The 20,032-nt window shown below is 70.3% G+C and carries 18 protein-coding genes and 1 riboswitch; of the genes, 2 read left to right on the top strand and 16 right to left on the bottom strand.

Annotated elements, in window-relative coordinates; translation table 11 throughout:
* Positions 1–4: 4 nt before the first annotated feature.
* Entirely contained in the window at positions 5–895 is an 891-nt protein-coding gene (locus OG782_RS33110) for an STM4011 family radical SAM protein (RefSeq protein WP_406457369.1), read from the top strand.
* Between the two features lie 14 nt (positions 896–909).
* Here OG782_RS33110 and OG782_RS33105 read toward each other — a convergent pair whose 3' ends face one another.
* Both OG782_RS33105 and OG782_RS33100 read right to left on the bottom strand, forming a co-directional pair.
* Positions 910–1,755 carry an SGNH/GDSL hydrolase family protein gene (locus OG782_RS33105; RefSeq protein ID WP_406457367.1) on the bottom strand — a complete coding sequence of 282 codons (846 nt, stop codon included), beginning with the start codon at positions 1,753–1,755 and terminating at the stop codon, positions 910–912.
* A gap of 183 nt (positions 1,756–1,938) precedes the next feature.
* A complete protein-coding gene (locus OG782_RS33100) occupies positions 1,939–2,886 on the bottom strand; it encodes a peptidoglycan DD-metalloendopeptidase family protein (protein ID WP_406457365.1) in 948 nt (315 codons plus the stop codon).
* 5 nt (positions 2,887–2,891) lie between these two features.
* Positions 2,892–3,049: riboswitch (cyclic di-AMP (ydaO/yuaA leader) on the bottom strand.
* A gap of 413 nt (positions 3,050–3,462) precedes the next feature.
* On the opposite strand from OG782_RS33100, the gene OG782_RS33095 reads away from it, so the two are divergent.
* Positions 3,463–4,275, top strand: a complete 813-nt coding sequence (locus OG782_RS33095; RefSeq protein WP_406457364.1) for a tyrosine-protein phosphatase — start codon at positions 3,463–3,465, stop codon at positions 4,273–4,275.
* Positions 4,276–4,299: 24 nt separating this feature from the next.
* Here the strand turns inward: OG782_RS33095 and OG782_RS33090 are convergent, their stop codons facing one another.
* From OG782_RS33090 to OG782_RS33025, 14 genes are all read right to left on the bottom strand, one after another.
* Positions 4,300–4,476 (bottom strand): DUF6126 family protein, encoded by a 177-nt coding sequence (locus OG782_RS33090; RefSeq protein ID WP_326740262.1) that lies wholly within the window; start codon positions 4,474–4,476, stop codon positions 4,300–4,302.
* 48 nt (positions 4,477–4,524) lie between these two features.
* Positions 4,525–5,133, bottom strand: coding sequence for a helix-turn-helix domain-containing protein (locus OG782_RS33085; RefSeq protein WP_406457361.1), 609 nt, complete (start codon positions 5,131–5,133; stop codon positions 4,525–4,527).
* 71 nt (positions 5,134–5,204) lie between these two features.
* Positions 5,205–6,602 (bottom strand): aspartate aminotransferase family protein, encoded by a 1,398-nt coding sequence (locus OG782_RS33080; protein ID WP_406457359.1) that lies wholly within the window; start codon positions 6,600–6,602, stop codon positions 5,205–5,207.
* Positions 6,599–8,527, bottom strand: coding sequence for a 1-deoxy-D-xylulose-5-phosphate synthase (dxs, locus tag OG782_RS33075; RefSeq protein ID WP_406457357.1), 1,929 nt, complete (start codon positions 8,525–8,527; stop codon positions 6,599–6,601). Before dxs ends, OG782_RS33080 begins: the two co-directional genes overlap by 4 nt.
* A gap of 104 nt (positions 8,528–8,631) precedes the next feature.
* Positions 8,632–9,651, bottom strand: a complete 1,020-nt coding sequence (gene hpnH / locus OG782_RS33070; protein ID WP_406457355.1) for an adenosyl-hopene transferase HpnH — start codon at positions 9,649–9,651, stop codon at positions 8,632–8,634.
* Between the two features lie 5 nt (positions 9,652–9,656).
* Entirely contained in the window at positions 9,657–10,316 is a 660-nt protein-coding gene (locus tag OG782_RS33065; RefSeq protein ID WP_406457353.1) for a 1-hydroxy-2-methyl-2-butenyl 4-diphosphate reductase, read from the bottom strand.
* On the bottom strand, positions 10,316–12,319 hold the full coding sequence (shc, locus tag OG782_RS33060) for a squalene--hopene cyclase (RefSeq protein ID WP_406457351.1): 2,004 nt from the start codon (positions 12,317–12,319) through the stop codon (positions 10,316–10,318). Before shc ends, OG782_RS33065 begins: the two co-directional genes overlap by 1 nt.
* 107 nt (positions 12,320–12,426) lie before the next feature.
* Positions 12,427–13,530: a polyprenyl synthetase family protein gene (locus OG782_RS33055; protein WP_406457349.1), complete on the bottom strand. Its 1,104-nt coding sequence runs from the start codon at positions 13,528–13,530 to the stop codon at positions 12,427–12,429.
* Positions 13,527–14,915: a hydroxysqualene dehydroxylase HpnE gene (hpnE, locus tag OG782_RS33050; RefSeq protein ID WP_406457347.1), complete on the bottom strand. Its 1,389-nt coding sequence runs from the start codon at positions 14,913–14,915 to the stop codon at positions 13,527–13,529. The genes OG782_RS33055 and hpnE overlap by 4 nt, the downstream gene beginning before the upstream one ends.
* Positions 14,916–15,034: 119 nt before the next feature.
* A complete protein-coding gene (hpnD, locus tag OG782_RS33045; protein WP_406457345.1) occupies positions 15,035–15,955 on the bottom strand; it encodes a presqualene diphosphate synthase HpnD in 921 nt (306 codons plus the stop codon).
* A gap of 29 nt (positions 15,956–15,984) precedes the next feature.
* Positions 15,985–16,905, bottom strand: a complete 921-nt coding sequence (hpnC, locus tag OG782_RS33040; RefSeq protein ID WP_406457343.1) for a squalene synthase HpnC — start codon at positions 16,903–16,905, stop codon at positions 15,985–15,987.
* A 438-nt stretch (positions 16,906–17,343) separates the two neighbouring features.
* Positions 17,344–18,129, bottom strand: a complete 786-nt coding sequence (locus OG782_RS33035) for an ABC transporter ATP-binding protein (protein WP_406457341.1) — start codon at positions 18,127–18,129, stop codon at positions 17,344–17,346.
* Positions 18,122–19,051: an ABC transporter permease gene (locus tag OG782_RS33030; RefSeq protein WP_406457339.1), complete on the bottom strand. Its 930-nt coding sequence runs from the start codon at positions 19,049–19,051 to the stop codon at positions 18,122–18,124. Before OG782_RS33030 ends, OG782_RS33035 begins: the two co-directional genes overlap by 8 nt.
* Positions 19,052–19,156: 105 nt before the next feature.
* The gene (locus OG782_RS33025) at positions 19,157–20,029 is read right to left on the bottom strand and encodes a glycosyltransferase family 2 protein (protein ID WP_406459400.1); all 873 of its coding nucleotides are present in this window, start codon (positions 20,027–20,029) and stop codon (positions 19,157–19,159) included.
* Between the last annotated feature and the right edge of the window lie 3 nt (positions 20,030–20,032).

Here is a 20,032-nt window from a genome sequence, read left to right as displayed (position 1 = left end):
CCTCATGGACCTGACGATTCTCTACCGCGGTCCGCTCGCCTCGTGCGACTACGACTGCCCGTACTGCCCGTTCGCCAAGCGGCGCGACAGCCGGGAGCAGCTGCGGGCCGACCGGGCGGCGCTGGAGCGCTTCACGGCGTGGACGGCGGCGCAGACCGGGGACCGGATATCGGTGCTGTTCACCCCGTGGGGCGAAGGACTGGTCCGCTCCTGGTACCGCCGGGCGCTGGTCGAGCTGGCCGGGCTGCCGCACATCCGGCGGGTGGCGATCCAGACGAACCTCGGCGGCCGTACGCAGTGGCTGGCCCAGGCGGGCACCGCGGGCCGCGACAAGATCGCGCTCTGGTGCACGTACCACCCGGGACAGACTCCGTACGAGCGCTTCCTCGCCCGGTGCGAGGAGCTGACGTCGCTGGGAATCCGCCACAGCGTCGGCGTGGTCGGCCTCGCCGGCCATCTCGGCGAGGCCCGGCGGCTGCGGGAAGCCCTTCCCGAGGAGGTGTACCTCTGGGTCAATGCCGCGGAGGGCCACACCTATACGGACGAGGAGGCGGACCGGTGGACGGCGATCGACCCGCTGTTCCCGTACAGCCGCCATCCGCACCGTTCGGCCGGGCTGCCCTGCCGGACCGGTGAGTCGGTGATCTCGGTGGACGGTGAGGGAACGGTGCGCCGCTGCCACTTCGTCCGGGCCGAGCTCGGCAATCTGTACGACGGGAGCTACCGCGCGGCGCTGGGGCCGCGGGCCTGCCCGCTCGCCGTCTGCGACTGCCATATCGGTTACGTGCATCTGGAGACGCTGCCGCTGTACGACGTCTTCGCCGGCGGTGTGCTGGAGCGCATACCGGCGCATCCGCTGTCCCCCGCCGCCGCGACGAGCTCCCCGGGCGGCTGAGGACAGCGGATGCGTCAGAGCGGCAGCAGGTCCGGCCGCTTGGCCTCGACGTGGTCTCCCGAGGACTCGCCGCGCAGCCGCCGGCCGATCCACGGGACCAGGTACTCGCGCGCCCAGTGGATGTCGTCGCGCCGTACTTCGAGCGTTCCGCGCTGTGCCTGCGGCGGCCACGCCTGGTCCGGGTCGGCGGGCACGTCGATACCGAGGACCTGGGCGGCGCGCAGCGCGACCCGGGTGTGCCCCTCGGGCGACAGGTGCAGCCGGTCGTTGTCCCAGGCCCGCCGGTCCTGGACCGAGCGCAGGGACCAGAGGTCGAGCACCGGGCAGTCGTAGCGGTCGGCGATGGACCGCACATGGGCGGTGTAGGTGGCGATCTTGCCGCGCAGATGGCGCAGCACGGGAACGTTGCGGGTGTCGAAGCCGGTGGTGACCATGACGGTGCCGACCGACTGCGTCAGCTCGGCGACCGCGCGCTCGAAGCGCTCGGCCACGTCGTCGGGGTCGGTGCCCGGCCGGATGATGTCGTTGCCGCCGGCGCAGAAGCTCACCAGATCGGGGGCGAGTTCCCTGGCGCGCGGCACCTGCTCCGCGACTATCTGGTCGAGGAGGCGTCCTCGTACCGCGAGATTGGCGTATCCGAAGTTCCCGTGCGCGGTTCCTGCGGTGCCCGTTGCCGCGTCGGGGTCCGGGAGCTGGTCCGCGAGGAGTACCGCGAACCGGTCGGCCCAGCCGACGAACGTTCCGTCCGGGCCGGGGTCACCGACTCCCTCGGTGAAGCTGTCGCCAATCGCCGCGTACGACTCGATGACGCCCTGTCGGTTGATGACGCCCTGCTGGATGTTGTTCGAATCGTCTGCCACAACGGCATATCCTGCACCGCCGAATGTGACCTACGCGACCGTAATAAGGGGTTGACGGGTGGTGAGATAGACCACCTGGTCAGTTTTTGGTAAAGGGGGAATAAGCAGAGGGACGGTGCGCCGCCGCACACCGTCCCTCTATGCATTGCTCAGGTCCGGATCACCGGACCGTTGTTGCCTGGATCAGACGTTGATCCCGTGCGACGCCAGGTAGGCGATCGGGTCGATGTCCGAGCCGTACGCCGGGCCCGTGCGGACCTCGAAGTGCAGGTGCGGGCCGGTGGCGTTGCCGGTGGCGCCGGACAGGCCGACCTGCTGGCCCGCGGTCACGGTCTGGCCCGCCGAGACGGAGAGCGAGGACATGTGGCCGTACTGCGAGTAGTGGCCGTCGGCGTGCTTGATGACGACCTCGTTGCCGTACGCGCCGCCCCAGCCCGCGGTGACGACGGTGCCGGAGGTGATGGCCTTCACGCTCGTGCCGGTGGACACGGGGAAGTCGATGCCGGTGTGGCTGCCGCTGGACCAGTTGGCACCGGAGGCGCGGTAGGCGGTGGTGTGGTTGCCCGGGACCGGGTGGACGTAACCGGAGCTGTTGCTCTCGGTGGCCGGGGCCGCGGGGGCCTTCGACTCGGTCTCGGCCGGGGCCTGCGACTCGGTCTCGGCCGGGGCCTCGGGGGCCTTCGACTCGGTCTTGACCGGGGCCTCGGCCGGGGCCTTCGACGGGGTGGTGGCACCCGTGGAGGTGGCCGCGGTGCCCCAGGCCTTGCCGCCGAGGGTCAGCTTCATGCCCGGGAAGATCAGGCTCGGGTCGTCGCCGACGACCTTGCGGTTGTCCTGGTACAGCTTCTCCCAGCCGCCCTTGAGCTTGTGCTCGGCGGCGATCTTCGACAGGTAGTCGCCGGAGACCACGGAGTACGTCTTGGAACCGGCCTGCTTCTTCGCGACCGGCTTGGCCGGGGTGGCGTGGGCGGCGACCGAGTTCGAGGCGGCGGGAGCGGACTGCTCCGCGGCGCTGGCGCCGGTGGCACCGAGCAGCGGAAGCGCGATGACGGCTCCGCCGGCACTCGCGACGACGATGCCGCGGGCGATGGTGCTGGACTTGGGACGACGGTGCTTACCCGATATGGGCATGAAGGTTTTCCTCTCCGTCGCCTGCGAGGTGAGCTGTCGGGTTCGGGCTGGAGATGCCCGGCCGCGTCTGGCGCGGCTTCACCCCGAGCCGGCCGGATTTCCCGGTCGGCGGCTTACCTGGTTCCCCCGCTCCTGCCACACGGTGAGTGGGTGCGAATTCCGGGCGGCGGCAGGATTAGGCGTTCCGTCCGGATTGACAGCGAACGTAAGCGAGCCGGGACGACGGAAACAAGCCATGGGTTCCACACCGGATTCCGCACCGGAAATTCGGCCCGGAATTCCGGTCACACTCCGTGGATTACGGATCTTGCCTTTCCGCGCGGCGTACGGAGTACCCAACCGCCGCGTCACCACACACCGTCACGGATATGATCCCGCTCACGAGAGGGTGATCATCTCCCTTAGAAGTAGGGCATGTTCGACTAAATACCCCAATACGGACACGTCTCGCTCATAGCCCGCCGCGCGGCCACAGAGGGCATCGACAGAGATGGTTGCCCCGGGAATCGATGTCGTATCGTCACAAGAGTGGACCCGTCGGCGACACGCGCCGGGGCAGAGCCTCCAGGAGTGACCGTGACGCAGCAGCTGCCGCAGACCCCGTCGACGGAGCCCGAACTGGACGGGGTCCGCAACTTCCGTGACGTGGGCGGGCTGCCCGCCTCTGACGGCCGCAGGGTTCGGTACGGACGGCTCTTCCGCAGCGGTCACCTGGCACACGCCACGGCCCGGGACGCCGCGTTCCTCACCGGGCTCGGGCTGCACACCGTCTTCGACTTCCGCAACGCCGCGGACCACCGGCTGGACGGCTTGGACGTGGAACTGCCCGGCGTGCGCAATGTGAGCATCCCGCTCAGCGACCCCGCGGACGGCGCCGAGTTCTGGCGGATGGTGCGCGACGGGAACATGGACGAGCTGCGCTCCATCCTGGCCGACGGCAAGGGAACGCAGCGCATGACCGCCTCCTACCGGACGATCATCCTGGAGCGCACCGCCGAGCACAGCCGCGTACTGCACGCGCTGGCCGAGGACAGCGTTCCCGCCCTGATGCACTGCGCGGCCGGCAAGGACCGGGCGGGTCTCTCCATCGCGGTGTCGCTCCTCGCGGTCGGCGTCGAGCGGGAGGCCATCGAGGCGGACTACCTCAAGTCCAACGACGCCCACCGCCGCTACCGGGTCCGGCGCAGCGACACCTCGGCGGCCGGAATGTCGCCCGAGGTGATGGAGCTGCTCAATCCGCTCTTCGGCGCCCACTCCGACTATCTCGCCGCCGCCTTCGCCGCCATCGACGAGACCTGGGGCGGCACCGACCGCTACCTCGCCGAGGGGCTGAAGATCGCCCCCGAGACACGGGAGCGGCTGCGCGAGCGCCTTCTCGACGAGGCCTGATCCACCCGGGCGGCGCCCCCTCGGCTACTGGTTGTGCATCCCCACGGCAAACAGCAGATAGAGGAAGCCGGCGATGATGTGGCCGGCCACCAGGTAGGCGAAGAGCCTGATGACGAGCCCGCGAGGCATCTTCTTCTCCTGCGGGTCGTAGTTCTTGGGCCGGCCCGGGCCGAGCGGGTCGTAGTTCTCGGAATCGGACATGACAGGTCCTCTCTGGCCGCCGGGCGTGCCGGTGGCGGGAACGACGCCTCAGCGGTGGTGGATCCCGCTGCCGAGACACAGCTCGGCGGCGGGGCTCTGCAGCAGGGTGTGAACGAAGAGCAGCTCGGCGCCGTCGGCTTCGGGGGCCGCGATCCGGTGCGGGGTGAGCGAGTCGAAGTGCGCGCTGTCACCGGGGGCGAGGTCGTGCACCGTGTCCCCGAGAGTCACCCGGAGATGCCCGGCCAGGACATACAGCCACTCCTCGCCGGGATGGACGCGCACCAGGTCGCCCTGTACTCCGTACGGAACCCGGACGCGCAGCGCCTGCATCGCACGGCCGGAACCGCCGGCCTGCTGATACGTCCAGCCGTCGGCCTCGGCCCCCTCGAACCTGCGGCCGCGGACGATCGCGTCACGTTCCGGCGGCATCTCGCCGAGCAGCTCGGAAACCGTCGTACCGTAGATCCTGGCGAGTCCGAGCAGCATCGGCAGCGAGGGCTGGCGACGGCCCGTTTCGAGCCGGGACAGATGGGCGGGTGAGAGACCGGCCCGCTGAGCGGCGGCCTCCAGGGTCAGACCACGGCTGCGGCGCTGATCGCGCAGGCGGGGCGCGACACCGGGCAGCTCGTCGGCCGCCCCTGCGTCTGGAGGATTCATGTCTCCATTGGGCCAGGAACTTTCCTCGGAGGCAAATTTCTTGCCTCCGAGGCAAACCCTGAAAGTACTGGTCAGCGGTTGGCGACGGCCTGCTTCACCAGGGTCCGCCCGAAGTCCCACATCAGCCCGCCGCCGCTGTGCGCGTCGTCCATGACGGCCGTGAACGCGGCTACAAAGCGCTCCACGTCCGCCTCGTCGATCACCAGCGGCGGAATCAGCTTGATCACTTCGAGATGGTCACCGGAGACCTGCGTGAGGATCCGGTGCTTCTGGAGGAGCGGCACGACCACCATCTGCGCGAAGAGCCCCTTGCGGGCCGCCTGCAGCATGGTCCAGCGGCTGCGCAGTTTCAGCGAGCTCGGCCGGCCGAACTCGATGCCGATCATCAGTCCGCGCCCCCGCACCTCGTGCAGCAGCTCGTACCGGCCGACCAGCGCGGCCAGCCGTTCGCGCAGCAGATCACCGGTGCGGCGGGCGTGCGCCACCGTCTCCTCGTCCTCCATCACCGAGAGGACCGCGAGTCCGGCCGCCATCGCCTGGGCGTTGGAGCCGAAGCTCGCCGAGTGGACCAGGACCCGGTCCATCGAGGAGTAGACGCGCTTGAAGATCCAGTCCTTGCCGAGGGTCGCCCCGACCGGCACGTATCCACCGGACAGGGCCTTGGCGACGCAGACCAGATCGGGTTCGACGCCCTCCTCGTGCTGGTAGGCGTAGAAGTCCCCGGTCCGGCCCAGACCGGTCTGCACCTCGTCGGCGACGAGCAGGGCCTTGTGCTTGTGCAGCAGCTCCTGGGCGGCGCGCAGAAATCCGGGCGGTGAGGCGTGCACGCCCTTGCCCTGGATCGGTTCGACGACGAGTCCGGCCACGTCCCCGCGCTTCAGCTCGCGCCGCAGGGCGTCGAGGTCGCCGAGCGCGATGGCGGTGTCGGGCAGCAGCGGGGCGAATCCGTCCCGGAAGCCCGCCTCGCCGTTGACCGACAGCGAGCCGGTGGTCAGCCCGTGGAAGGCGTGCGTGCAGTACAGGATCCGGGGCTTCCCGGTGGCGTACCGGGCGAATTTGAGGGCCGTCTCCACGGCCTCCGTACCGCTGTTCCCGAAGAACACCCGGTCCAGGTGCGGGCTGTGGGTGAGCAGCTTCTCCGCCAGCAGTCCCGGCAGCGGCTGGCAGTCGAAGCGGGTGAGGTCGGCGAGGGAGGCGTCCAGCACGTCGTGCAGCGCCTTGCGTACGACGGGGTGGTGCCGGCCGAGCCCCATCACACCGAATCCGGCGAGCATGTCCAGGTAGTCGTTGCCCTGCGCGTCCCAGAAGTGCGCACCCTCGGCCCGTTCGTAGACCTTGTCGAAGCCGATGGTGTGCAGCATGCGCGGGAGCTGATGGTTGAGGTACTTCGTGTGCAGCTCGTAGCGTTCGGCGCCGCGCTCCGCGAGGAGCCGCGCCAGATCGAAGCCCTTGGGCCCGTCGTCCTTCATGCCCCGCTCTCCTTGTGCCCGTTGCCCGGGGTGCCCGGCCCGCTGCCCGTGGCCGCGTCCCGGGCGGCCAGTACGGCGCCGATCCGGCCCGCGATCTCGACGGGTGTGAGCCCGATGTCGGCCAGCACCTCGGAGCGCTTGCCGTGTGCGAGGAACTGCTCGGGAATGCCGAAGGTCCGCAGCGGCACGTCGACCCCGGCGTCGCGCAGCGCCTGCCCGACCGCCGAGCCGACTCCCGCGGTCCGGCTGTTGTCCTCGACGACGGCGACGAGCCGGTGCCGTGCGGCGAGCGGCGCGAGGTGCTCGTCGACCGGTTTGACCCAGCGCGGGTCGACCACGGTGCAGCGGATTCCGGCTCCCGTGAGAAGATCGGCGGCCCGCAGACAGACGGGGGCCATCACGCCGACCGCGACCAGCAGCACATCGGCGTCCTCGGCGCGGTGCAGGACGTCCATCCCGCCGATCCGGCCGATCGCGGGGACCGGCTCCCCCACCGACTCCTTCGGGAACCGGATCAGGGTCGGCGCGTCGTCGACGTCGACGGCCTCGCGCAGTTCGGCCCGCAGCTGCTCGGCGTCGCGCGGTGCCGCGATCCGGAGCCCCGGCACGACCTGGAACACGGACAGGTCCCACATGCCGTTGTGGGAGGCGCCGTCCGGCCCGGTGACCCCGGCGCGGTCGAGGACGAACGTGACACCGCAGCGGTGCAGGGCGACGTCCATCAGCAGCTGGTCGAAGGCCCGGTTGAGGAAGGTGGCGTAGACGGCGACCACCGGGTGCAGCCCGCCGGTCGCCAGCCCGGCCGCCGAGACCGTCGCGTGCTGCTCGGCGATCCCGACGTCCCAGACCCGGTCGGGGAACGCCTCGGCGAACTTGGTGAGTCCCACGGGGTGCAGCATCGCCGCGGTGATCGCGACGACGTCCGGCCGCTCCGCGCCGATCGCGGCGATCTCGTCCCCGAACACGGAGGTCCAGGAGGGACCGGCCGCGGGTGTGAGCGGGACGCAGGTCAGCGGGTCCATGGCGCCGACGGTGTGGAACCGGTCGGCCTCGTCCCGGAGCGCCGGAAGATAGCCGCGGCCCTTCTCGGTGAGGCAGTGCACGAGCACGGGCCCGTGGAAGCGTTTCGCCCGGTGGAGTGCGGACTCGACCGCGGCGGTGTCGTGGCCGTCGATCGGTCCGACGTACTTCAGGCCCAGGTCCTCGAACATGCCCTGCGGGGCGAAGGTGTCCTTGAACCCCTTCTTGGCGCCGTGCAGCGACTCGTACAGCGGCTGCCCGATCACCGGTGTCTGCTGCAGGACGCCCTTGCCCCAGGACAGGAAGCGCTCGTAGCCGTCGGTGGTGCGCAGGGTCGCCAGGTGGTCGGCCAGTCCGCCGATCGTCGGGGCGTACGAGCGCTCGTTGTCATTGACGACGATGATCAGCGGGCGGTCGCCGGCGGCGGCGATGTTGTTCAGCGCCTCCCAGGCCATCCCGCCGGTGAGGGCACCGTCACCAATGACCGCGACGACGTGGTCGCGGCGGCCGAGGACCTCGTTGGCCTTGGCCAGGCCGTCGGCCCAGCCCAGCACGGTGGAGGCGTGCGAGTTCTCGATGACGTCGTGCTCTGACTCCTCGCGGGAGGGGTAGCCGGAGAGGCCGCCCTTGCCGCGCAGCTTGGAGAAGTCCTGCCGCCCGGTGAGGAGCTTGTGTACGTAGCTCTGGTGGCCGGTGTCCCACAGGATGCGGTCCACGGGCGAGTCGAAGACCCGGTGCAGGGCGATGGAGAGCTCCACCACCCCTAGGTTGGGGCCCAGATGGCCGCCGGTCCTGGCCACGGCCTGGACCAGGAACTTCCTTATGTCATCGGCGAGTTCGCCGAGCTGTGGTGCACTCAGCGCCTTGAGATCCTGCGGCCCCCGGATGCTCTGCAGCAGCGTCATGTCCGGGCCCCCTCTCCTGGTCCTGTTCCAGCTCACAGTGACGGCCACCGCCCCCGGCAGACCGCCGGAGAGCCGGTGCGACCGGCTCTCCGGCGGCCCTCACCTCACCGGTTCCCGCCGATGGTCTCCCGTGCGGCACGCAGGGACTCCTTCAGCGACCCCATGGTGGCGAGTACGGCAGTGGGTTCGTAGCCGCAGTGCGCCATGCAGTTGGCACAGCGCGGGTCCTTGCCGCGGCCGTACTTGTCCCAGTCGGTCTCCTCGATGAGCTCGCGGTACGTCGGCACGTACCCGTCGCTCATCAGGTAGCAGGGCCGCTGCCAGCCGAACAGCGAGTAGTTGGGAATGGCCCACGCCGTGCACGGGAAGTCGGCCTTGCCCTCCAGGAAGTCCAGGAAGAGCGGCGAGTGGTTCAGGCGCCACTTGGCCCGGTTGCCGCCCGCGAAGGACTTCTTGAACAGCTCGCGCGTCTGCTCGACGCCCAGGAAGTGCTCCTGGTCGGGCGCCTTCTCGTACGCGTAGGCGGGCGAGATCATCATCTCGTCGACCTTCAGGTCGTCGTTGAGGTAGTTGAGGACCTCGATGATGGTCTGCGGGGTGTCGGTGTTGAAGAAGGTGGAGTTGGTGGTGACCCGGAAGCCGCGCCGCTTGGCCTCCTTGATGGCGGCCACCGCTTCGTCGAACACCCCTTCCTTGGCCACCGATTCGTCGTGCCGCTCACGCAGCCCGTCGATGTGCACGGCGAACGCGAAGTACGGCGACGGCGTGAACTTCTCGATCTTCTTGCGCAGCAGCATCGCGTTGGTGCAGAGGAAGACGTACTTCCTCTTCGCCACGAGCTGGCGGACGATCTCGTCGATCTGCGGATGCATCAACGGCTCGCCGCCCGCGATGGAAACCATCGGGGCACCGGATTCGAGTACCGCGCCGACGGCCTGGGCCACCGGCATGCGCTGCTTGAGGACTCCGGCCGGGTGCTGGATCTTCCCGCAGCCCTCGCAGGCGAGATTGCAGGCGAACAGGGGCTCCAGCTCGACAATCAGCGGGAATTTATCCCGCTTTCGGAGCTTCTGTTCAATGAGGTACGTCGCAACCTTGATGGTCTGACGGAGTGGCATGGCCATCTAGCTCACCTCCTGGGGAGCAGCAGAGATCGGTGCCATTCATAGAAAGCCGGAAGGACGGCACGGAGAACGCGGAAAGCCGATATTCCACCGCGGACCGTGCTGATACGGACGAGCTCATGCTCCGGAGCGTCCACGACCACCCGTACGGCCGCAACCGGGCGCGGTCCGGACCGCAGAGCGGTGCGCAGTGTCGCGGCGGACTCCATGTCCACCGCGATCGCTCCGGTGGCCCGCAGCTCGGCCCGCTCGTGCCCGCGCACGACATGGCCCGAGCCGGTCAGCGGACCCCTGTGGACGGTGCGGCCGGGTACGGCCCTGGCCAGCGCCTCGGCCAGCAGGTCCGTACCGGTACAGGGGACCGGCTCCCCCGCCATCCGGGTCTCGTCGGCCACCACCAGGTCCCCGGGGTGCATTCCGGGGGCCAGCCCGGCGCAGAACCCGGAGGCGATGACCGCGGCGCCGGACGCCCGGCCGTCGCCGAGCGCACGCGCCACGGCCGCTTCGGCGGCCTTGGGCCCCATGCCGGTACGCAGCACGGTCACCCGGCCCGGGGCGTCGCCGGTCCCGCCCCGGCCGGTGCGCAGGGCGAGCTGTTCGATGCCGAGCGCGCAGGCGATCAGCAGCGGGGTCTCCGGGGTGTCCGGCCCCGGGGTGGGCCCCATCAGGCACCCTCGTGCACAGCCGTGCGGCCCGCGAACGGGTCGCCGTACACGTACCGCCCGAGTGCGGTCAGCGGGAAGACCTGCCGGTAGAGGTGGTAGTTGATGGAGAAGTCCCACGGGAATCCGGTCCCGGTGAAGTACGGCTCGTCCCAGGAACCGTCGGCCAGCTGGGTCTCGGCGAGCCAGGCGATGCCGCGCGATACGGCCACGGTGTCCCGCCGGCCCGCGGACAGCAGGGCGAGCAGCGCCCAGGCGGTCTGGGACGCGGTCGAGGCTCCGTGGCCGATCCACTTGTCCTCACTGTAGGAGCGCAGGTCCTCGCCCCAGCCGCCGTCGTCGTTCTGGACGGACTCCAGCCAGGCGACCGCGCGGCGGATCGCCGGATGCGATGCGGGCAGTCCGGCGGCGACCAGCGCGGGCACCACCGACCCGGTTCCGTAAACGTAGTTGACGCCCCAGCGTCCGAACCAGCCGCCGGCCGCGTCCTGTTCGGCGAGCAGCCACTCGATGCCGCGCCGGGTGGCCGGGTGGGCGGAATGGCCCTCGAAGGCGAGCATCTCCACCACGTGCCCGGTGACGTCGGCGGACGGCGGGTCGATCACCTCGCCGAAGTCGCAGAAGGGCAGCCGGTTGGGGAACGCGCTGGTGTTGTCCGCGTCGAACGCGCCCCAGGCCCCGTTGCGGGACTGCATACCGACGTTCCAGCGCACACCGCGCTCGATGGCCGCCTCGATCCGGGCCGGATCCGGGTGCCGGATCCGGCGCAGTGCGAGGACCACCTCGGCCGTGTCGTCGATATCGGGGTAGTTGTCGTTGTGGAACTCGAACGCCCAGCCGCCGGGGGCCAGTTGGGGCCTGCGAACCGACCAGTCACCCGGCCGGACGATCTCCTCGCCGAGCATCCAGTCGGCCGCCCTCACCAGCGCCGGGTGGTCCGGACTCACCCCCGCGTCGGCGAGTGCGATGGTGGCGAGGCAGGTGTCCCAGACCGGGGACTGACAGGCCTCGATCATGCGGGCCCCGTCCTCGCGCCAGACCGCGAACCGGTCCAGCGAATCGAGTCCGGCCCGCATCACCGGGTGGTCCAGGTCGTATCCGAGCAGATGCAGGGCGATGACGGAGTAGACGGCGGGCGGCTGGATCCCGCCCCAGCAGCCGTCGTTCTCCTGGCGTTCGATGATCCAGCGGGCTGCGGCGTTCATCGCGACCCGGCGCAGTCTGCGGGGCGCGAACCGGTGATAGACGTGCAGCGCCTTGTCGAGGCGCTGGAAGACACCGTCCCAACTGGCCGCCGGAGCAGGGCGCCTGGGAGGATTGGGGATGTCCGGGTCGGTGTGCAGCTCGTCCAGGGCGAACGGAGCGGGCCGGACCGGCCGCTTCGCCGAGACCACCGTGAGCGGCACGATGGTCTGGCGGGCCCAGCAGCCGAAGTCGTAGATGTTGAGCGGGACCCACTTGGGGAAGAACATGAGCTCGGGCGGGAGCTCCGGCAGGTCGTCCCACTTCCACCAGCCGAAGAGGGCCAGCCAGATCCGGGTGAACACCCGGCTCGCGGCGATCCCGCCCTGCTCCCTGACCCACCCCGCGGCGCGGGCCATGTGGAGGTCCTCCGGCAGGTCGCCGGCCAGGCGCAGCGCCACGTACGCCTCGATGGTGGCGGAGAGGTCGCCGGGACCGCCGTGGAAGGTGGCCCAGGTTCCGTCGCCCAGCTGCTCGCCGCGGATGAAGCGGCCGGCCGCCTGGACCGTGGCGGGATCCTGAATGCCGAGGAACTGGCGGAGCAGGAGGTCCTCGGCGTCCATGGTCACGTTGGTGGCGAGGTCGCCCTTCCACCAGCCCTGCTCGTCCTGCCTCCCGAGGAGGTGCTCCACCGAGCGTTCCGCGGCCTGCCGCGCGGCGGCCAGTACGTCGTCCGCGGCGATGGTTGATTCGGTTGTCGGTCTACTGGCCGAGGCTGCGCGGGGGTCCACAGCCCCGGTGCTTCCGTCGGTCGTCGCTGTCATGGCTTCCCCTTCGTGCAGTTGGTCCTCTGCTGTGCTGGGGTCTCCGTCGGCCGGCGCCCGTGCGGGGCACCGGCCGGCGACTGCGAGTCATATGGACCAGATAGTGATCATCTCTTTCGTACGACGACGAAGTCCGCGAGCGCCGTGAGCTGCGCCCGCACGGTTTCGGGCATGTCGACACCGTGCAGCGCCTCGATGGCGACCGCATGCTGACGACGCGCCTCCTGGGCGGTCCACTCGCGGCCGCCCGCCTCCTCGATGAGCGCCGCACGGGCGGCGAACTCCTCTTCGGAGAAGCTGTCGAAGTCGCTGCTCTTCGCGTCCGCGGCGAGCAGTTCGCCCAGGCGCTCCGAGGCCGGTCCGCCCGCGGCGAGCGCGGCGACGACCGGCAGGGACTTCTTGCGCTGGCGCAGATCGCTCCAGGTCTGCTTGCCGGTGGACTCCGGGTCGCCCCAGATCCCGAGCAGGTCGTCGACCGCCTGGAAGGCGAGGCCCAGGTGGTAGCCGTACGCCTCGAGGACGTCGGCGGTGCGGTCGTCGGCGCCGCCGAGCACCGCGCCGATGGAGCAGGCGCAGGCGAGCAGGGCGCCCGTCTTGTTGCCCTCCATCTCCAGGCACTCCTCGACGGTGACCCGCTCGCGGTGCTCGTAGGAGATGTCCTGGGCCTGCCCGTCGATGAGCTTGCGGGTGGCCGAGGTCAGCCGCCGCGCCGCGCGTCCGGCCTCGACCGTGCCGAGCTCCAGCAGGATCTCGTTGGCCAGTGCGAAGAGTGCGTCGCCGACCAGGATCGCCTGGGCGGGGCCGTGCACCTTCCACACCGTGTCCCGGTGGCGCCGCTGCTCGTCGCCGTCCATCAGGTCGTCGTGCAGCAGCGAGAAGTTGTGCACGAGTTCGACGGCCACGGCGCCGGGGATGCCGGCCCCGGCCGGGGCGCCGGCCGCTTCCGCGGACAGCAGGGCCAGCGCCGGGCGGACGGCCTTGCCGCCGTCGCCGTCGGAGGGCCTGCCCTGGGCATCGATCCAGCCGAAGTGATAGGCGGCCACGGTGTCCATGGGCGGTGCGAGCCGGTCAACGGCGGCCCGGAGCACCGGCGTGGAAAGGGCCCGTCCGCGCTCCAGAAGCGCGGTGACGTCCGTGGTCTCCGCCACGGTGTCGGAAGCCGGATTCGCCGGGGTCACTGACTCTCCTCTTGTTCCGGTGGTACTGCTCATGCCGCCTCCTGCAGCGGATGTTCGTGGGGGCGGCCCAGCGCCAGGAGTGCGGCGTCCGCTGCGCCGGCACCGCTGCGCACGGCGCCCTCCATCGTGGCGGGCCAGCCGGTGGCGGTCCATGCGCCTGCCAGGAGGAGGCCGGGGGCGTGGGTACGCGTCCCGGGCCTCAGCCGGCCGACGCCGGGCGCGGGCGCGAAGGTCGCCGTACGCTCCCGGGTGACGAAGAAGTCCCTGATCCCGGCCCCGCGGGCGGCGGGCAGGAGCCGCTCCAGCTCGGGCAGGTAGCGTGCGCGCAGCTCGGCGACGGGCAGGTCGATCTCCTCACCGGCCGCGGACTGGGAGACCGCGAGGTACTGCCCGGGGCCGGTGAGCCCCGATGCCTCGGTACGGTCGAACACCCACTGGACCGGTGAGCCGAGCGCGGCGAAGAAGGGCTGCCGCAGCACCTTGCGGTCGTAGACCACGTGCACGTTGAGGATCGGCGAGTTGCCGATTTCCAGGAGCCGCTCCGGTGCGTCGAGAGCGCCCTCGGGCAGCAGGTCGTGGGCCTCGCGCTGCGGAACCGCCAGCACGACGGTGTCCGCCTCGAGCCGCTCGGCCCCGGTGTCGACCACCCAACGTCCGTCGTCGGTGCGGGTGAGCGATCCGGCCTTCGTCCGCAGTTCGGTGCGGACGCCGGCGGAGTCCAGGGCCTTGCGGCCGAGCGTGTCGTGGACGTCGCCGAGCGGTACCGAGGCCCAGCCGATATCGGCGGCGCCGGGTTCGGAGAGGAGTCCGGTCTTGAAGACCTTCGCGGCGAGCGCGAGCGAGGAGTTCGGTGCGGTGGCGTTGAGGGTGGCGACGCCGACCAGGTCCCAGAGCGCCTCGACGGTGCGGGGCGACTGGCCGTGCCGGGCGAGCCAGGAGCCGAAGTCGATGTCGTCTAGCGCGGGGTCGTCCGGGTCGAGCCGGCCGAGAGCCAGTGCGGCGCGGCCGACGCCCGCCCGCTCGGCGAGCGAGAGGTGCGGGTATCCGGCGAGTCCCGCGGCGAGGTGGAACGGGACCGGCAGCGCGTTGCGCCGCAGCCGTCCGAGCCGGGGTCCCGAAGGCCGCCCGACGTCGAGAACGGGAACGTCCAAACGGTTCTGCAGCGGTGCCAGCGCGGCGCCTTCGACCCGGTCGAGGAACCAGCGGTAGGCGGTGCAGCAGCGCAGATAGACATGCTGGCCGTTGTCGACCGTCAGCTCGCCGCGCCGGAAGGAGAAGGCGAGGCCGCCGAGCCGGGGCCGTCCTTCGAGCAGGGTCACGTCAAGCCCGGCGTCGGCCAGCCGCAGGGCCGCCGTCATACCGGCCAGCCCGCCGCCGATCACGACCGCACGGGAGGAACGCAGGGCGTCGTCCGTCATGCGTCCCCCTCTCGCCAGGTCATTTCCGTCAGGGACGCATCCGTGCGGCAGGAGGTTGCCCCCCGGCCGGACTGATCATCCATCATGCACATGGTGCGCGAGATGTCCGTCAGACGCATTCAGACACGCCCTCGGGCCGTACGCCGTGAGATGTGGCGCGCGTCGAGACCGGAAAGCCCCCGCACCGCCACGTACGCCTTCTCATGGCCCGGCAGCGAGACCCGGCCGCGCAGCACCGCCTCGGGATCGCGCTCGATCCGGTCCAGGAGCCTGCGGTAGATCCCGGCCATGGCCGCCACACAGGCACCGCTGCGCCGGTCGAGCATGGGCAGCAGCCGGTATCCCTCGGCGAACAGGGCCCGGGCGCGCCGCACCTCGAAGTGGACCAGTCCGGCGAAGTCGGAGCCGGGCGGCGGGGTGGCCCGGTGGAAGCCCGCGGAGCAGCCGAACTTGGCGAGGTCGTCGGCGGGCAGATAGGTGCGCCCATTGCCCGCGTCCTCCCGCACGTCGCGCAGGATGTTCGTCAGCTGGAGCGCGAGACCGAGCGTGTCGGCGTACTCCGCGGCGCGCTCGGCGCCGGGGGCGCCCGGCTCCGTACCGAAGACGCCCAGGCTGAGCCGGCCGATGGCGCCGGCGACGCACCGGCAGTAGATCTTGAGGTCGTCCCACGTCTCGTAGGTCGCGCCCCGCACGTCCATCAGCACGCCGTCGATGAGCTCGTCGAGCCCTTCGAGCGGCAGCGGGAACCTGCGGGCGGCGTCGGCGAGCGCGACGGCCACCGGGTCGGTGTCGTCCTCGTCGACCGCGCCGTCCCGGATCCGGTCCAGCAGGGTGCGGGTGCTCTCCAGCCGGACCCGCTTGGTCTCCGGCTCCAGCTCGCCGTCGCCGATGTCGTCGACACGGCGGGAGAAGGCGTACAACGCCGACATGGCCTGTCGCTTCTCCGCCGGCAGCAGCCTGATGCCGTACGCGAAGTTACGCGCCTGCTGTCCGGTGACCGCCTCGCAGTAACTGTATGCGGCCTGTACCGGTGCCGACATGTACGTCGTCTGTCCCTCCACGGTCCGGCTCACCCCTCTCTACGCGCTTTTCGCAAGACAACTCCCACCTCGCGCAGCAGGCTGGGCTTGGTGGGCTTGGGCGGTCCGGGCAGTACGTCGAACCCGGCGGCCGCGATCGCGGTGAGGGCGGCACGCCCCCCTCCCACGAATCCGGCGAGAAGCAGCTTGAGCCTGCCGTGGACGCTACCCACCAGAGGGGTGCCTTCATTCAGCAGATGCCCGGCGCGTTCCGCCTCGTAGGCAATCAGTGCCCGCACCGACGCACTCCCGGAGGGTGCTGCCAGGCCGGATTCGGTGACATGGAAACGTGCCATGTCATCGGCCGGCAGATAGATCCGGTCGCGGCCGAGGTCCTCGGTGACGTCCTGCAGGTGCTCGACGATCTGCAGCGCGGTGCAGACGGCGTCGGAACGGCGGATGCGTTCGGGGCTCGCGGTTCCGGTGAGCTGAAGGACCAGGCGGCCGACGGGATTGGCCGAGAGCTCGCAGTACCCGAGGAGCTCCTCGTACGTCCCGTAGCGGCGGATCTTCTGGTCCTGCCGGTTGGCCTCGATGAGGCCGAGGAAGGGTTCGGGGGTGAGCGAGCAGCGCCGCACGGTGGGGCGCAGTGCTTGCAGGAGGGGGTGGTGCGGGGTCTCGCCGGTGGTGGCGAAGACCCGGCGCAGGTCGGTTTCGAGCGCGTCGAGCATGGCGAGCCGGTCCTCGCCCTGTGCGGGGTCGAGACCGAGGTGGCGGGCGTCGGCGCCGCCGGGGGCGAGATCGCCGTCCCCGATGTCGTCGACGAGCCGGGCGAAGCCGTAGACGGCCATCAGATCGTCGCGCCAGGCGCGCGGCAGGAAGAAGGGGGCCACCGGGAAGTTCTCGTCGGCGGCCTTGTCAAGGGTTCCGGGTACGGCGGAATCAAGCCGCGTCTGCCGGGTACGGGTCACTGCGGACCGCCCTGCGCGGGGACGGCGTGAGCACCTCGGAGCTGGAGATCTTCCGTCATTGCCGTCACATCTCCCGTTCTACACTGCCGACCCAAAACATCCCATTCCGGACACGCCGCCCGTCCTCCCGAGTGCGGAGGGCGACTGCGGGCCGTCCGTCCAGGCGGTATCGCCCTACTTGCAACGAATCAGCACCGCTACAGCTTACGTTGTACAACGCTCATCCATACGCCGGGGTGCGGGGCACGTCACAGCGGCGTGCTCCTGCCCGTCAACTTTCCCCTTGCGCAAGGAAATTGACGTCATCCGGCGGGAGGAGATCCGGGTACGGCACGGAGCGGCCGAGAACATCCGGTCGCCGCCCCGTCGCGGACGCGACGCGGCCCCTGCCGGGATGATCCGGCAGGGGCCGCTGCGGAGCGTGGATCCGGCGCCGTTCTACTTGCCGGTCTCCCGCTCGTAGGCCTTCAGGACCTCGTCGGTCGGGCCGTCCATGAGCAGCTCGCCCTTCTCCAGCCACAGCACCCGGTCGCAGGTGTCCCTGATCGACTTGTTGCTGTGGCTCACCAGGAAGACGGTGCCGGCCTCCTTGCGGAGCTCCCTGATGCGCGCCTCGGAGCGGATCTGGAACTTGCGGTCACCGGTCGCCAGCGCCTCGTCGATCATGAGGACGTCGTGGTTCTTGGCGGCGGCGATGGAGAACCGGAGCCTGGCGGCCATGCCCGAGGAGTACGTCCGCATCGGCAGGGTGATGAAGTCGCCCTTCTCGTTGATGCCGGAGAAGTCGACGATGTCCTGGTAGCGCTCGCGGATCTCCTCGCGGCTCATGCCCATCGCCAGCCCGCCGAGGACGACGTTGCGCTCGCCCGTCAGGTCGCTCATCAGCGCCGCGTTCACCCCGAGCAGCGAGGGCTGGCCGTCGGTGTACACCTTGCCCTTCTCGGTCGGCAGGAGACCGGCGATGGCCCGCAGCAGGGTGGACTTGCCGGAGCCGTTGGTCCCGATGAGGCCGATCGCCTCGCCCCGGTAGGAGGTGAAGGTGACGCCGCGCACGGCGTGCACCTTGCGGACCCCGCGCTCCTCGCCGTTGCCGCGGCGCAGTATCCGGCTCAGTGCCGCGGTGGCGCCGCCCTTGCCACCGCCGCCGCCGTTGACGCGGTACACGATGTGCACGTCGTCGGCGATCACGGTGGGGACGCGCCCCGCGGTGTTGTCCTCAGCCACGGCCGTACCGTTCCTCTGCCTTCCAGAAGTACACGAAGCCCACGACGCCCACCAGCAGCGACCAGGCGAGTCCGACCACCCAGACGTGCGACGGCAGGTTCTCCGAGCCGTATCCGTCGATCATCGCGAACCGGACCAGGTCCATGTAGATGGCGGCCGGGTTGTACTGCAGTACGTCGCCGATCCAGGCCGGCTTGTCCGCGAGCATCACCGGGATGGAGAACATGACGCCGGACGCGTACATCCAGGTCCGCATGATGAAGGGCATCAGCTGGGCCAGGTCGGGGGTCTTGGCCCCGAGCCTGGCCATCACCAGCGCCAGTCCGGTGTTGAAGAAGAACTGCATCGCCAGGGCGGGAATCACCAGCAGCCAGGACAGCCGCGGATAGCTGCCGAACGCCATGGTCACGATGATCAGCACGATCATCGAGTACAGCAGCTGCTGGAGCTGCTGGAGCGAGAAGGAGATGGGCAGCGAGGCACGCGGGAAGTGCAGCGCCCGCACCAGCCCGAGGTTGCCGGCGATGGCGCGGACACCTGCCATCACCGAGCTCTGGGTGAAGGTGAAGACGAAGACCCCGGTCACCAGGAACGGGATGAAGACCTCCTGCGGCATCCCCTTCTTCGTACCGAGGATCAGGCCGAAGATGAGGAAGTACACCGCGGCGTTCAGGAGCGGGGTGGCCACCTGCCACAGCTGGCCCAGCTTCGCCTGGCTGTACTGCGCCGTCAGCTTCGCCCGGGAGAACGCCATGATGAAATGGCGCCGCCCGCGGAGCTGGCGGACGTACTCGAGGAGTCCGGGCCGGGCACCGCTGACCGTCAGACCGTACTTGGCGGCCAGCTCGGCCGCGCTCAGGCCGTCGTCGGCCGAGGGCGGGGTGCTCAGCGCAACCGCACCATCATGGGTTGTGTCACTCACCAGATGAAACTCTCGTATTCAAAATGCGCAGCCAGTCGCGGGCGCGGCTCAGGGCGGACAGGTCCCGACAAGAAAAATACGCCTCATGCTCCCAGAGGCGGGCTCTCAGATCACCGGAGGGCGGCCGAGTCTGGTCAGCCGCCACACCGTACGCCACTTCATCGGACGGCGGGGTCCGCAGGGCGTCGACCAGCCTTCCCGGAAGCCGCCGAACCATGCCTTCAGCGCCTCGCCCGAGGGCCTGCGCAGCAGGGTCAGCAGCATCCAGACCCCGAGGTACACGGGGACCAGCGGCGCGGGCAGGTTCCGCCGGGCCAGCCAGACCCGGTTCCGGGCCACCATGCGGTGGTACATGGCATGCCGCGACGGGGCGGTGGCGGGGTGGTTGAGGACCATGTCCGCGCGGTAGTCGATCAGCCACCCGGCGTCCAGGGCACGCCAGGCGAGGTCGGTCTCCTCGTGGGCGTAGAAGAAGTCGCCCGGCAGCGGGCCGACCTCGGCGATGACGCGGGTGCGTACGGCGTTGGCGCCGCCGAGGAACGTCGTCACACGTGACGAGCGCATCGGGTCGGCGGCACGCAGCCGCGGCACGTGGCGGCGCTGGGTGACACCGGTGTCCGGGTCGGCGATCCGGAAGCTGATGATGCCGAGCTTCGGATCGGCCGCGAACGCCTGCCGGCACAGCTCCGCGGTGTCGGTGAGCGGCAGATGACCGTCGTCGTCGAGGAAGAGCAGGGCGTCGACGTCGGCGCCGGAGGGCCCGAACGCCTCGATGCCCACGTTGCGGCCGCCGGGGATGCCCAGGTTCTCGGGCAGCTCGACGGTCCGCACACCGGCGGGGACATCCGGTACGGGCGAGCCGTTGCCGACCACGACCACCTCGATCCGGTCGCCGTCCTGCTCGGCGACCGAATCGAGCAGGGCGCGCAGCTCGGCCGGGCGGTTGCCCATCGTGATGATGACCGCGCCGAGTTTCATGGG

Source organism: Streptomyces sp. NBC_00876, from assembly GCF_045207435.1.
GTDB lineage: Bacteria > Actinomycetota > Actinomycetes > Streptomycetales > Streptomycetaceae > Streptomyces.
Note: the sequence above shows the minus strand (reverse complement) of the source record. Positions and strands in the feature narration are given on the sequence as shown.